13 protein-coding genes are annotated in these 12,628 nt (G+C 71.5%); 4 read left to right on the top strand and 9 right to left on the bottom strand.

Annotated features, from left to right (window positions below):
• From speB to ACIBKY_RS25535, 3 genes are read right to left on the bottom strand one after another with little or no spacing between them, the layout of a single operon-like run.
• Positions 1-1,038, bottom strand: a complete 1,038-nt coding sequence (speB, locus tag ACIBKY_RS25545) for an agmatinase (RefSeq protein ID WP_397100091.1) — start codon at positions 1,036-1,038, stop codon at positions 1-3.
• Positions 1,039-1,048: 10 nt separating this feature from the next.
• The gene (locus ACIBKY_RS25540) at positions 1,049-2,173 is read right to left on the bottom strand and encodes a LysR family transcriptional regulator (protein WP_397100089.1); all 1,125 of its coding nucleotides are present in this window, start codon (positions 2,171-2,173) and stop codon (positions 1,049-1,051) included.
• A gap of 9 nt (positions 2,174-2,182) precedes the next feature.
• Positions 2,183-3,610 carry an alpha/beta hydrolase family protein gene (locus ACIBKY_RS25535; RefSeq protein ID WP_397100087.1) on the bottom strand — a complete coding sequence of 476 codons (1,428 nt, stop codon included), beginning with the start codon at positions 3,608-3,610 and terminating at the stop codon, positions 2,183-2,185.
• Between the two features lie 158 nt (positions 3,611-3,768).
• On the opposite strand from ACIBKY_RS25535, the gene ACIBKY_RS25530 reads away from it, so the two are divergent.
• Both ACIBKY_RS25530 and ACIBKY_RS25525 read left to right on the top strand, forming a co-directional pair.
• On the top strand, positions 3,769-4,005 hold the full coding sequence (locus ACIBKY_RS25530) for an AbrB/MazE/SpoVT family DNA-binding domain-containing protein (RefSeq protein ID WP_397100085.1): 237 nt from the start codon (positions 3,769-3,771) through the stop codon (positions 4,003-4,005).
• Positions 4,005-5,024, top strand: coding sequence for an alpha/beta fold hydrolase (locus ACIBKY_RS25525; RefSeq protein WP_397100083.1), 1,020 nt, complete (start codon positions 4,005-4,007; stop codon positions 5,022-5,024). The genes ACIBKY_RS25530 and ACIBKY_RS25525 overlap by 1 nt, the downstream gene beginning before the upstream one ends.
• A gap of 5 nt (positions 5,025-5,029) precedes the next feature.
• Here the strand turns inward: ACIBKY_RS25525 and ACIBKY_RS25520 are convergent, their stop codons facing one another.
• On the bottom strand, positions 5,030-6,346 hold the full coding sequence (locus tag ACIBKY_RS25520) for an MFS transporter (protein WP_397100081.1): 1,317 nt from the start codon (positions 6,344-6,346) through the stop codon (positions 5,030-5,032).
• Positions 6,347-6,616: 270 nt separating this feature from the next.
• On the opposite strand from ACIBKY_RS25520, the gene ACIBKY_RS25515 reads away from it, so the two are divergent.
• A complete protein-coding gene (locus tag ACIBKY_RS25515; RefSeq protein ID WP_397100079.1) occupies positions 6,617-7,153 on the top strand; it encodes a GNAT family N-acetyltransferase in 537 nt (178 codons plus the stop codon).
• Here the strand turns inward: ACIBKY_RS25515 and ACIBKY_RS25510 are convergent.
• The 5 genes from ACIBKY_RS25510 to ACIBKY_RS25490 are packed head-to-tail and all read right to left on the bottom strand — an operon-like array spanning position 7,150 to position 11,399.
• Complete coding sequence (locus ACIBKY_RS25510) at positions 7,150-8,148, bottom strand: amidohydrolase family protein (RefSeq protein WP_397100077.1); 999 nt, start codon at positions 8,146-8,148, stop codon at positions 7,150-7,152. The genes ACIBKY_RS25515 and ACIBKY_RS25510 overlap by 4 nt on opposite strands.
• Complete coding sequence (locus ACIBKY_RS25505) at positions 8,145-8,906, bottom strand: ABC transporter permease (protein ID WP_397100075.1); 762 nt, start codon at positions 8,904-8,906, stop codon at positions 8,145-8,147. Before ACIBKY_RS25505 ends, ACIBKY_RS25510 begins: the two co-directional genes overlap by 4 nt.
• Complete coding sequence (locus ACIBKY_RS25500) at positions 8,903-9,688, bottom strand: ABC transporter ATP-binding protein (protein ID WP_397100073.1); 786 nt, start codon at positions 9,686-9,688, stop codon at positions 8,903-8,905. Before ACIBKY_RS25500 ends, ACIBKY_RS25505 begins: the two co-directional genes overlap by 4 nt.
• Positions 9,688-10,434 carry an ABC transporter permease gene (locus ACIBKY_RS25495; protein WP_397100071.1) on the bottom strand — a complete coding sequence of 249 codons (747 nt, stop codon included), beginning with the start codon at positions 10,432-10,434 and terminating at the stop codon, positions 9,688-9,690. The genes ACIBKY_RS25500 and ACIBKY_RS25495 overlap by 1 nt, the downstream gene beginning before the upstream one ends.
• Positions 10,431-11,399 (bottom strand): ABC transporter substrate-binding protein, encoded by a 969-nt coding sequence (locus tag ACIBKY_RS25490; RefSeq protein ID WP_397100069.1) that lies wholly within the window; start codon positions 11,397-11,399, stop codon positions 10,431-10,433. Before ACIBKY_RS25490 ends, ACIBKY_RS25495 begins: the two co-directional genes overlap by 4 nt.
• A 156-nt stretch (positions 11,400-11,555) precedes the next feature.
• On the opposite strand from ACIBKY_RS25490, the gene ACIBKY_RS25485 reads away from it, so the two are divergent.
• Positions 11,556-12,566: a LacI family DNA-binding transcriptional regulator gene (locus tag ACIBKY_RS25485; RefSeq protein WP_397100067.1), complete on the top strand. Its 1,011-nt coding sequence runs from the start codon at positions 11,556-11,558 to the stop codon at positions 12,564-12,566.
• Positions 12,567-12,628: the final 62 nt, after the last annotated feature.

Raw genomic sequence — 12,628 nt, 5'->3', positions numbered from 1 at the left:
TCATCGGCTGACATCGTGTGACGTGTGCCTGTGGAGCAGCGGCTCGGCGCGGTCCCACGGCCGCAGCCGTCCGTGTTTCTCCGCGCGCTGCCTGGCCAGGCCGGACAGCGCCTCCAGCACGACGCGGCTGCCGAGCATGGCCGTCACGTCGGCGTGATCGTGGGCGGGGGCCACCTCGACCACCTCGACACCGGCGATCGGCAGCTCGTAGGACAGGCGCCGCACCGCGTCCAGCAGTTCGCGCGAGGTCAGGCCGCCCGGCTCCGGCGTGCCCGTTCCCGGCGCCATGCCCGGATCGACGACGTCGATGTCCACCGACAGGTACACGCCGTCGCACTCGTCCAGCGCGATCCCGGCCGCCTCGTTCAGGCACTCGGCCAGGCCGCGCTCGACGATCTCCGTCATCTCGTACGAGCGCATCCCCTGATCGGCCATCCAGCGCAACGTCTCAGGCCCCGGCCAGTAGCCGCGCAGCCCGATCTGCAGGAACCGGTCACCCCTGGCCGCGCCCGACTCGATGAGCCTGCGCATGGGCTGGCCATGCCCGATGAGCGTGCCGTGGGAACTGTCGCCGGTGTCGGCGTGCGCGTCGAAGTGCAGGACCGACACCCTGCCCCACCCGGCCGCGCGGGCGACGCCGGTGATGTTGGGCAGCGCGATCGAATGGTCACCGCCGAGCACGAGCGGGATCTTGCCGGCCGCCGCGACCGTGTGGACCGCCCGCTCCAGGGCGGCGTGCGCGGCGTAGGCGTCACCGCTGAGCATCATGACGTCGCCGGCGTCCTTCACCCGCAGGTCCAGCAGGCCGTCCACGCCGAGGGCGAGCGACGGGCGGACGCCGTCGTGTTCGAGGTAGCAGGCCTGCCGGATGGCGCCGGGGCCGAAGCGGGCGCCCGCGCGGTAGGAGGTGCCTCCGTCGTACGGCGCGCCCAGGATGACCACCTCGGCCTCGTCCCAGGAAGCCGGATCGTCCAGGTCGCAGGCGGGGACGCCGAGGAAGGTGAGATCAGGACCGTACATAGCGCCGAATCGGGTCATGGCCGCATCCTCACAGCGACCGGTCATGATCCGGAACGCCCCGCTTTTCTGCACCACCTCCATATGCTCTATGCAGCTCGGTTGAGAGCCGGTCCACGACGGCGGGGCGTGGCCCGGCGGGGGTGACGAACTGGATCCCGCGTGCGCCCACATCCTGGAGCACCGGGCGGGAGACCACGTCGTACCCCTGCTCGAAGGCGAGTTCGGGCACCAGCGCCACCGCGCCCCCGGCGCCGACGAAGCCGTGGATCACGCTGTAGTTGTCGGCACGCAGCGCGATCCGGGGCCGGAAGCCGAGGGACTGGCAGGTCGCGTACAGGGTCTGGTCGCTCGGGTCGTAGGAGCCGCTGGAGATGATCCACCCCTCGCCGGCCAGCGACCCGAGATCGACGGGCCCCTCGCCGGCGGCCAGGGCATGCCCCCTGGGCAGGAGCAGCCGGTAGGGATCGTCCATCAACGTCCGCACCCGCAGATCCGCCCCATAACGCCCCCTCACCCCCGAACCACCCTTCTCCCCCAAGCCACCACGCCCCTGAACCCTCGAACGGTGGCCAGACCCCGCACCCGCACCGTGGCCAGACCCCGCACCCGAGCCGAGGCCGGGCCCCACTCCCAGGCCGAGGCTGGGCTCCGCACGCGAGCCGTCGCCGGGCGTCGTGGCCGCGACGGGGCCGGGCTTGGTGGCCGCGACGTCGTAGATCAGGGCGCAGTGCAGCGACCTCGCCCGGAGCCGGGTGAGGAGGTCGAGGGGCTCGGCCTCGGTGAGCTCGATCCGGACGTCGCTGCCCTCGGTGGCGCGCCGCAGCGGGCCGGGCAGCAGCTTGGTCGCCGCCGTGGTGAACGCGCCGACCCGCAGCGTGGACACGCCGTGGGCCAGGCGCGCCGCCACGTCCGACTCCACGGTCTCGATCCGCTCCAGCACGTCCGCCGCGTGCTCCAGCACCATCGCGCCGATGTCGGTCAGGACGGCGCCCGTGGGACCGCGTTCGACCAGCCGGGCGCCGAGGTGGGCCTCCAGCGCGTCGAGGTGGTAGCTGATCGTGGGCTGCCCGTAGTGGAGCCGGCGGGCCGCCCCGGCCAGCGAGCCGCTGACCGCGATCGCCCTCAGCACGTGGAACTGGCGTAGATCCATCATCCATACATGCTATGGAGGGAAGGTGGTCAGCTCGCCATACGCGGACAGGGTCTTGGCCAGATCTCCGCCCCTGCCGCGGAGCGTGGCGTCGAGGAACGCGACGGTGACCGCCGAGGTGAGCCGCGGGCCGGCGGCGCGCCCGGCGGAGCCGATCAGTGAGGGCAGCGGTGGCAGGTACAAGGGCGCGTCGGTGAAGGTCAGGTGGGCCGAGCCGGGGACGGTGAGCCGGTAGCTCGCCGCCCGGCTGAGGTCGAGCACCCGCGTGAGACGGGAGAGGTAGTCCTGCTCCTGCCCCGGCCCGATGTCGTGCGTCAGCGCGAGCACGGGCTGACGGAACGGCTGGGCGACGGGGTCGCGCGGATAGCCGTCCAGCACGATGACCGCGGCGAACCGCGCGTCCTGCCGCGCGGCCTGCAGCGCGGCGGCCCCGCCGAGTGAGTGACCGGTCGCCGCGGCCCGTTCCAGGTCGAGCCGCCCGGCCAGCGGGCCCTGGATCTCGCCGCCGTGCATCCGGCCGAGCTGCGTGAGCACGAAGCCGAGGTCGCCCGCGCGGACCGCCGTCCACCCGGCCGCCCGCCGCTCGTCCTCCGCGTCGTCGCCGGTCGCCGCCAGCCGCGTGCGTACGGCCCTGCCGTCCTCGAGCACGACCACGGCCGAGTCGTAGGGATGGTCGACCCCCGCCACCACGTACCCCCGGCTGGCCAGGTCCTCGGCCCAGGCCGTGTTCTGGGTACGCACCCCGCCAAGCCCGGGTGAGAAGAGCACCACGGGAAACCGCTCGCTCCCGCCCGCCACCGGAGCCTCCGGCGCCGAACGCGCATGGGCGCGCGCCACCTCGTCCAGCATGAACCCGGGCACCCCGAGATAGTCCGCGGCGCCCCCGGCGACGGTCCGCGCCTCCTCCGCCGTGCGCCCGAGGTAGCGGCTGCGCCGGGCGCCGGTGGAGTCACCGGAGGGGTACCAGATCTGGACCACGACCGTCCGCTGGTCACCCGCCTTGGCGGTGGCGGTCTCCTCCCGGTCGGCGTCGGTCCACTCCACCACGGTGGTCCCGACCGCATACGCCCCCGGCGGCCGCGGAAACACCGGCAGCGGCAACGCCCACGACGCCCCCGCACCCGCCACGACCAGGCCAAGCCCGGCCACCGCCCCCGGCAGCGCCGCCCACCATCGCGCCCTGCGCACCGGCCGCCCCGCCCGCCCTCTCATCAGCACGAACACCGCGAAAGCCAGTGCCACTCCCCCGGCGGCGAGCACCGGGACGAGCTGCCAGCGCACACCGGACACGGCCAGCACCACCGCGCACACCGCGAACACGGCCCCGGCCGCCATCGCGGCCGGTCGCCGCGCGGGAGGCGGGAGCCAGCGGGCCAGCACCAGCGCCACGGTGGCCAGGACGGCAAGGATCTCCAGGGGAGACAGCCCGAGAATCGTCACCCGCCCATTCTTCGGATCCCCGCCGCGCCCGGCATCGGCTCTACGTCCAGACCAGCTTGCACCTCTGGTATGACCGCGCACGTCCATGTCCGACCAGGGTCTTATGCCAACTAGTTGGAGAAGTGGGTATGATGCGATTAGTTGGCATAGGAGGGCGCATGGCCGGAAAGATGATCGAAGGGCCGGACGGCCGGTACATCGTGGGCACGGTGAAGATCGGGGAGAAGGGGCAGATCGTCATCCCGAAGGACGCGCGGGACCTGCTCGACCTTCAGCCGGGTGACACCCTGCTCGTGCTCGTGGACCGCAAGCAGGGCATCGCGCTGGTCGACAACGAGAGGTTCCGCACCTTCGCCGGCGGCGTGCTGGCGGCGCAGGAGGAGGAGCCGGAGTGATGACCGGCTACCGCAACCCGTTCGAAGGGCAGGCGGAGCCGTTGCCGCCGGTGCTGGCGCGGGCCGGGTTCCGGCGGGAGTTCGCCACGTTCGAGGGCACGGTCCTCAGCTACGTCCGCGGGCCGGAGGCCGGTGTGCCGCTGCTGCTCGTCCCCGGCCAGATGAGCCTGTGGAGCAGCTACCGCCGCGTCATGCCGGAACTTTCGCGGCGGTTCACGGTCTTCGCCGTCGACGTCCGGGGGCATGGGAACTCCTCCTGGACGCCCGGCGACTACTCCTGGGACTCCGCGGGCAACGACCTGGCCCGCCTGTTGCGCGAGGTCATCGGCCGGCCGGCGATCGTCAGCGGCAACTCCTCCGGCGGCATCCTGGCTCTGTGGTGCGCGAGCCGTACCCCGGAAGAGGTCGCCGCGATCGTGCTGGAGGACCCGCCGGTCTTCTCGGCCGAGATGCCGCGCTTCCGCGACCGCGACCGGTGGGTCTACGGCAGCCTCGCGCACGCCGTCAGCGTGCTCGGCGACCGCGACCCGCGGCGGGTCGCCGGCATCTACCGCCAGGAGATCCCCGTCTCGGAGACCAGGTCCGTCCGGATGCCGGAGCGGCTCGTCGGCCTGTTCGACCGGCTGGTGGCCCGGCATCGGCGCCGGCACCCCGGACGCCCGGCGAGCCTGGGCGTCCGGTGGCTGCCACGGTCGCTGGAGGAGATGGTCCGGGCGGCGTCGATGTTCGATCCCGACTTCGCCCGGGCCTTCCTCGACGGCCGCTTCTACGGCGGCTTCTCCCACGAGGCCGCCCTCCGCGCGACGACCTGCCCCGTCCTGCTGCTGCACGCCAACTGGAACCGCTACGAGAACCACGGGCTGGTCGGCGCGATGGACGACGACGACGCGCGGAGGGTGCGCGAGCTCGCGCCGCAGACCGTCTACCGGCGGATCGACGCCAGGCACGTGATCCACGGCGACAGGCCGCACGCGTTCACCGCCGCGCTGACCGGCTTCGCGGCGGCGCTTCCCGGCTGAAGCGGCTAGACGCCCCGGGCGATCACGGCGGCGGCGGCGAGTCCCGCGATCGCCAGCACGCTGCTCGTGACGAGCGGGTCGGCGAGGCCGGGGGCGACCCCGAGGCCGATGTACACCGTGACGCCGGTCGAGCCGCCGAACTGGTCGGCCGCGCGCTGCACACCCGATGCCACGCCCGCGTCGTCCTCGCCCACCCCGGCCACGGCGGCGTACTGCAGTCCGACGAGCCCGAAACCCATCCCGGCGGCGATCAGCACCATCGCCGGGACCATCGCGGGCGCGCCCGCCCCGGCCTTCACGACGGCCGCGATGGCCGCCATCCCGAGCGCGGCGCACCCGATCCCGGCGAGAGCGCTGACGCGGGCGCCCCACCGGCCGAGCAGCCGCGGCACGAACGTCGCGGCGGCGACCAGGGCCACCGCGAGCGGCACCAGCGTGAGACCGGCGGTCAGCGGGCTGAGCTTCAGCCGGTCCTGCAGGTAGTAGGTGAACAGCAGAAACGAGGTGGACAGGGCGGCGCTGAGCAGCGCGGTCGCGAGGTTGGCCAGGACACGTGCCCGGTCGCGGAAGAACCCGGCGGGGACGAGCGGATTGCCCGCGCGGCGTTCGACCGCGACGAACAGCACCCCGGCGAGCACCGCCCCGGCCAGCGCCACGGGCGGCAGCCAGGCGAGGCCACTCTCCCCGGCGACGCCGAACGCGAACAGCAGCGGCGCCGCGGTCAGCAGGAGAGCTCCGGGCAGATCGAGCGGGACCCGCCGCCCCGGCCGGTCGGCCGGGACGAGCATGAGCGTGGCGATGAGCACGAACAGGATGAACGGCACCGCCACGAGGAAGACCCAGCGCCACCCGAGCAGCTGCGTGATCACGCCGGAGAGCACGAACCCGAGCACGAGACCGGTGCTCGCGACCGCGGCCCACACGCCCAGCGCCCGGGATCGGCGCGGCCCCTCGGGGAACATGAGGACGATCACCGCCATGGCGGCCGGCAGGGCGAGCGCCTCACCGGCGCCTTGCAGGAGCCTCGCCACCACGAGCAGGGCGAAGGACGGGGCGATGCCTCCGAGCAGTGACGCGGCCCCGAACAGGGCCGTGCCCGCGAGCAGGACGCGCCGCCTGCCGAGCACGTCGCCGAGGCGGCCGCCGAACATCAGCAGGCCGCCGCCGGTGATCGTGTATCCGACGACCACCCACGTCAGCTGGCGGGCGTCCGCGCGGAACTCGGCTCCGATGGACGGCAGCGCGATGTTGACCACGGTCACGTCGACCGCGATGAGGAACTGCAGCATGGACAGGCAGCCGAGAACCAGCCACGGCCGCACGGGAGAAAGAAGACGGAATGACACAGGAACGCTCCGGTGCGCGAGAGAGATTCGGGCGACACGAAGCGACGGGTCGTTCGGCAGAAGGTGAAGGAGGAACGCCCCGCCGCTAGCGGAGCGTCCTGGTCACGGCGGCGGCAGCCGCGGCAGAAGCGCCAGACATGTCGTGCATGCTACCAGGGGGTCCCGGTACGGCCCGGCGCGCGAGCCCATGCGAAGCTCAGGAGAGTTCTCCGGCACCAGGCCGTCCCCACGGAGAGGAACCCGCCCATGGACATGCCGCTGGCCACCGACCGCCTGCTCATCAGGGACTGGTCGGCCGACGACGCCGAGGCGGCGCTGGCGATCTACGGCTCCGCCGACGTCACCCGGTGGCTCACCCCGGCCATGCACCGCGTCGAGGACGTGGCGGGCATGCGGTCCGTCCTGCAGGCCTGGCAGGAGGCGCAGCCCAACCTGCTCAAGCCGCGCGGCCGGTGGGCGGTCCAGCTCCGCGAGGGGGGCAAGGTCGTGGGCGGGCTGAGCATCCGGCTGCTCCCGCCGTACGAGGAGGACCTGGAGGTGAGCTGGCAGCTGGACCGCAAGGCGTGGGGCAACGGCTACGCCACCGAGGCCGCCCGCGCCCTCATCGCCTGGGCGTTCACCCAGGACGTGGACGAGTTGTTCGCCGTCGCCCGCCCCGCCAACCGGCGCGCCATCGCCACCGCCGAGCGCCTGGGCATGCAGTGGGTCGGCGAGACGTCCAAGTACTACGACCTCACCCTGCAGGCGTACCGCATCCGCCAGAGCGACCTGCCTGTGGGCTAGAGCCCGATCATGGACCTGAGGTTGCGGTGGTAGATCCGGTCGCGGGCGTCCGGGGAGAGGCCGAGCGAGCCGATCGCCTTGATCGTCTCCCGGATGTACATGGGCCCGCCTTCCGGGTCGAACGGGCAGTCGGTGGCGAACAGGACATGCTCGGGACCGAAGAACTCAAGCCCGCACCGCATCCCGATCGCGGAACCCGACAGCGCCGTGTCGGCGTAGAAGCGGCGGAAGTACTCCAGCAGCCCCTTGGGCACCATCTCGTCGAGCACCTCCCCCTCGGTACGGCTGCCGAGCTGGTCGCTCCACCCCAGCCCGATCCTGCCCTCCAGGTAGGGGATCATCGCGCCCATGTGATGCGTGATGATCTTGATGGCCGGATGGCGTTCGAACAGGCCGGAGAAGACCAGCCGGGACATGGCGACACTCGTCTCGTACGGCCAGCCCAGCGCCCACCAGATCTCATAGCGGGAGGCGTCCTCGGTGGCGTAGTCGGCGAAGGCGGCCCCGCGGGCCGGGTGCATCCAGATGGGCAGGTCACGCCGGGCCATCTCGTCGAAGATGGGCCGGAACGCCGGATCGTCCAGCGGCCGGCCGCTCACGTTGGTGAACACCTGCACCCCGCGGGCGCCCAGGTCGTCGATGGCGTACGCGAGCTCGGCCATGGCCGCGTCCGGGTTGTTCATCGGCAGGGAGGCGACGAAGGCGGGGAAGCGCTCCGGGTGCTCGTGGCACAACTCCAGCATCGACTCGTTCGCCAGCCTGGCCAGTTCGGGCGAGTCACGCGGCCCGGCGAGCAGTTCGATCGGCGGCGAGGACAGCGTGAGGATCTGCTGATAGTCATCGCCGAACTCCTCCATCATCCGCAGCCGCGCGCCGACGTCGTGCAGCGCGGGCAGTTCCAGCCAGCGCTTGAGCGCACCGGGGTCGACGGCGAGTTCGCGCATGCGCTCGAAGTAGGGCGCGGGCAGGATGTGGCTGTAGGCGTCGATCTTCATTGACTTCCTCTCGAGGTTTGCGGAACCCAGCCGGTCAGCCTGCGGTCCACGGCCTGGACCAGCCAGACCGCGCCCAGGGCGACGGCGATGATGACCAGCAGCACGGCCAGCACGCTTGCGCTGTCGAAGCGCCCTCCGGCCTCGGTGACGATGTGGCCGAGGCCGACCACGGCGATGAACATCTCTCCGTTGATCATGCCGGTCACGGCTCTGCCGACGCCGAGCCGTACCCCTGCCATGATCATGGGCGTCGCGGCGGGGAGCAGGACCCGCAGCAGGATCTGGCGCTCGCTCGCGCCGTAGGAGCGAGCCATCTCCACCAGGTCGGCGGGCACCGTCTGGATGGCCGACGCGGTGTTGACGATGATGACGAACACCGCGTACATGACCACCACGGCGATGATCGAGGCGCGGCCGTCCCCCAGCAGGGAGAAGAAGATCGGCGCGAAGACCAGCGCGGGGGCGGTGAGCAGGGCGTAGACGTACACGCCGAGCGCGGCTTCCACCTTGCGGTAGCGGCCCATCGCGACACCAACGAGCAGCCCGGCGGCCAGGGAGATCGCGAAGCCGATCAGCAGGTTGACCAGGCTGTCGGCGACGCTCCGGAAGATCTCGCCGTCCACCGCCATCTCCGCCAGGCGGGCGGCCACGGTGCTCAGCGGCGGGAAGAACGGCACGCCCGACAGCCGGCCGATCAGTTCCCAGGCGACGGCCCCGGCGGCCAGGCTGACGAGGGCGGCGGGGATGCGTGTTCTCATCGTGCCACCCGGTGCTCTTCGTGCATGTCGCGCAGCCGGTCCCAGAGGTAGGCGGTGATCTCGGTGTACTCTCCCGAGCGTTCGAGCGCGCCGACGTCACTGGAACGCGGCCGCCGCAGCGGCACGGGCACAATCTCGGCGATCTGTCCCGGGCGGGCGCTCATCAGCACCACCCGGTCGCCGAGCAGCACCGCCTCCTCCATGCTGTGGGTGATGAACACGACGGTCAGCCGGCTTTTCTCCCAGATCGACAGGAGCTCCTCCTGCAGCAGCCGCCTGGTCTGCTCGTCGACGGCGCCGAACGGCTCGTCCATCAACAGCACTCTCGGCTGTACGGCCAGCGCCCGCGCGATGCCCACCCGCTGCTGCATGCCCCCGGACAGCTCGGCCGGACGCTTGGTCTCGAACCCGGCCAGCCCCACCATGGCGATCAGCGCACGGGCACGCTCCTCGCGCTCGGCCTTGCCGACGCCGCGCAACTCCAGCCCGAAGGCGACGTTGTCCAGCACGGTCGCCCACGGCAGGAGGGCGAAGTTCTGGAAGACCATGCTGCGGTCGGGGCCGGGACCCCGCACCGGCGCGCCGTCGACGCGGATCTCGCCGGAGTCGGCGGGGACGAGCCCCGCGACCGCCTTCAGCAGCGTCGTCTTCCCGCAGCCGCTGGGACCCAGCACGGTCAGGAACTCGTTCTCCTCCACGTCGAGATCGACGTCGCTCAACGCCTGGACCCGGCCGCCGTCCTGGCCGACGAAGCTCTTGCTCAGTCCACGGATCTCTATCATCAGACGCTCCTTCCGGTGAGCTTGCGTTCGCCCCAGCGGGCCACGGAGATCAGCAGGAGCGCCTCCGCCAGGATGATCACGATGGTCGCGTAGAGCTGTGGCGCCTTGAGCAGGCCGCGGTACTCGAGCATCAGCCCGCCGAGTGCGGTGGAGACCATGAGCAGCTCGACGAGCACCATCCCGGTGACCGCGCGGCCGATGCCGAGCCGGATGCCGGTCATGATCGCCGGCAGGGCGCCGGGCAGGAGGACGCGGGTCCAGATCCGCCGTTCGCTCGCGCCGAAGCTGCGCGCCATCTCGATCAGCGACGGGTCGACCTGCCTGACGCCCGCGCGGCTGTTCACCACCACCATCACGATCGAGAAGATCGCGACGAGGATGACCCGTGCGGCCAGGCCGTACCCCACCGACATCCCGAGCAGGGGAATGATCGCGGCCATCGGCGTGACCAGCAGGATGTTGAGGTAGACGTCGGCGAACCGTTCGAGTGAGCGGAAGCGGCCGAGCACGATGCCCAGGGGCACGCCGATGCCGACCGCGACGGCGAAGCCGAGCACGAGCGCCTGGTTGCTGGCGTACAGCGCCTGCCACAGCTCGGCGCTGCCCAGCAGTTTCACGCCCGCGCCGACGGTTTCCGTGAACGTGGGGATGAGCAGGCCGCCCCGCACACGTGCGTAGACCTCCCAGCCCACCGCGAAGATCACGAACGTCAGCAGCTGGTACGGCAGAAGCCCCCGCCTGGTCACGCCGCCGCCTTGATGAACGACAGATCGGTGGCGTCCTTCGCCTTCATCCCCGGCTCGATCACGCCCGCGCGGACGAAGAAGTCGATGGTGACCTGCATGTTGCGCTCCGTCAGGCCGCCCGCGTCGAACAGGCCCGCCTTGACCGAGCGTTCGGCGATCTCGGCCACGTCGCCGGTCTCCTCCTCCGGCAGGTACTTGCTCACGAGGCTCACCAGGTGCCGCGGATCAGCGTTGATCTTGGCGTGCTCGCGCACCAGCGCCGAGACGAACAACTGCGCCACCTCCCTGTGCTCGGCGAGGAACGCGGTGTTGGCGTAGACCGTCTGCGGACGCAGGTCGGGCAGGGTCTTGCCGAAGTCGACGACCTGGGCGAAGGCCGAGCCGCCCGAGCGCTCCAGGGCCACCACGTCGGCCAGTTCCAGCGCCGTGGCGTCGATCTCGCCCGCGACCAGGGCCTGGGCGCGCACGTCCGATCCACCGATGGTCAGGTACTCCGGCCTGCGGTCTGCGGTGCACTGCGTGCGTACCCACTCCTCGGTCATCGCGGTGGCGACCGCGCCCCGGCTGAAGATCCCGAACGGCCTGCCGTTCAGGTCGTCACAGGTGACCCGGGACTTGCCGTAGATGGCCCACTGGTTGCCGATCGCGTCGGCGATGATCCGGATGGGCGCTTCCTGCTCGATGGCGCTCAGCGCGGGGCTGGTCGCCTCGGCGGAGATCGCGTACGCGCCCTCGGCCAGGCCCCCGATGGCCAGTTCCGGCTCCGCGAGCTCCACCACCTCGACCTTGTGACCCGCCTGCCTGACCACGTCGACGGCGGCGAGAATCGGCACGGTGGTGATGTCCGGCTCGGTGACGGCGACCGAGAACGACAGGGTCCCGTCCGGGTTGGTCTCGGTCCCCCGAACGCCGCACGCGGCCAGTGCGGACATCACCGCCAGCGCCGCGAGCCTTTTCAGATGCATAATGCTCCTTGTCAACGGCTAGGCAAACGTATGCCTAACGGCAGCATAGAGAGAGGGATCGGGCTGCCGTCAAGGGCGTTCTTCGCGGAAGGTGTCAGATCCGCCCGCTGACCTCGAATGACGCAGGCAAACGTTTTCCTCGCTATGCTGAGTGCCGTGAGCTCATTGGTGGAAGTCGCACGAGCGGCCGGCGTCTCCGTGTCGACAGCGTCACGGGTGCTGACCGGCTCCAGTCACCCGATCTCGGCCAAGACCCGCGCCAAGGTCATCGCGACCGCGGAGAAGCTCGGCTACTCACCCAGCGCTCTTGCGCGGGCGCTGGTGTCACGCAGCAGCAGGCTCATCGGCGTCCTCGTCAGCGACATCGTCAACCCCTACTTCTCCGTCATCGCCCGCGGCATCGACGACGTCGCCAGCCGCGCCGGTTACGTCACCATGCTGTCCAACGTCGACCGGCGCACCGGCACGGAGATCAGCAGGCTGCGGACGATGCGCGACTACCGCGCGGCCGGGGTGATCATCGCCGGTAGCGGCTTCGAGGACGATCCGCTCGCGCCGGACCTGGCCGAGGCCGTACGGCAGGCCAAGGAGCAGGGCATCCAGGCCGTGTCCCTGACCGCCCGCGACCTCGGCTGCCCGGTCATCACCGCCGACAACGAGGCCGCCGCCCGCGACGTCACCGACCACCTCGTCTCGCTCGGCCACCGCAGGATCGCCTTCATCGACGGCCCGCCGGGCATGTCCACCAGCAAGCAGCGCCGTGACGGCTTCCTGGCCTGCATGAACGACGCGAACCTGGGCGACGTGGCGCGGTGCCTGCCCGGCGGCTTCGACTTCGAGGCCGGCCATCTGGCCGCCATGCGGCTCATCGCGCGCCCGCCGCTGCCCGACGCCATCCTCGCGGCCAACGACGAGGCCGCCGTCGGCGCGCTCAACGCGCTGCGGCAGGCCGGCATCGACGTGCCGGGCGAGATCTCCGTCGCCGGCATCAACGACCTGAGGGTCGCCCGGTTCGTCGGCCTCACCACGGTGAGCCTGCCGCTGTACGAGATGGGTGCCATGGCCGCCCAGCACGTGATCGACTCCCAGCCCGGCGACGCGACGACCACCCTCCTGAGCCACCGCGTCATCCCCCGGGAGACCACCGCCCGGCGGCCGACCGGCTAGCCGTCGGCGTTCCTGCCGGAGGGTCGAGTATCTTGTGCTCGCGCTCGCAGTTCACGGGAGGA

Origin of the sequence: Nonomuraea sp. NPDC050394, from assembly GCF_044459065.1 — a bacterium.
GTDB lineage: Bacteria > Actinomycetota > Actinomycetes > Streptosporangiales > Streptosporangiaceae > Nonomuraea.
The sequence above is the reverse complement of the archived record's forward strand: the minus strand, read 5'-3'. Positions and strand labels throughout refer to the sequence as shown.

Coding starts and splice junctions, on each gene's coding strand:
- speB (WP_397100091.1), bottom strand. CDS start 1,038: ATGACCCGATTCGGCGCTATGTACGGTCCTGATCTCACCTTCCTCGGC.
- ACIBKY_RS25500 (WP_397100073.1), bottom strand. CDS start 9,688: ATGATAGAGATCCGTGGACTGAGCAAGAGCTTCGTCGGCCAGGACGGC.
- ACIBKY_RS25490 (WP_397100069.1), bottom strand. CDS start 11,399: ATGCATCTGAAAAGGCTCGCGGCGCTGGCGGTGATGTCCGCACTGGCC.
- ACIBKY_RS25510 (WP_397100077.1), bottom strand. CDS start 8,148: ATGAAGATCGACGCCTACAGCCACATCCTGCCCGCGCCCTACTTCGAG.
- ACIBKY_RS25525 (WP_397100083.1), top strand. CDS start 4,005: ATGACCGGCTACCGCAACCCGTTCGAAGGGCAGGCGGAGCCGTTGCCG.
- ACIBKY_RS25505 (WP_397100075.1), bottom strand. CDS start 8,906: ATGAGAACACGCATCCCCGCCGCCCTCGTCAGCCTGGCCGCCGGGGCC.
- ACIBKY_RS25515 (WP_397100079.1), top strand. CDS start 6,617: ATGGACATGCCGCTGGCCACCGACCGCCTGCTCATCAGGGACTGGTCG.
- ACIBKY_RS25540 (WP_397100089.1), bottom strand. CDS start 2,173: ATGATGGATCTACGCCAGTTCCACGTGCTGAGGGCGATCGCGGTCAGC.
- ACIBKY_RS25530 (WP_397100085.1), top strand. CDS start 3,769: ATGGCCGGAAAGATGATCGAAGGGCCGGACGGCCGGTACATCGTGGGC.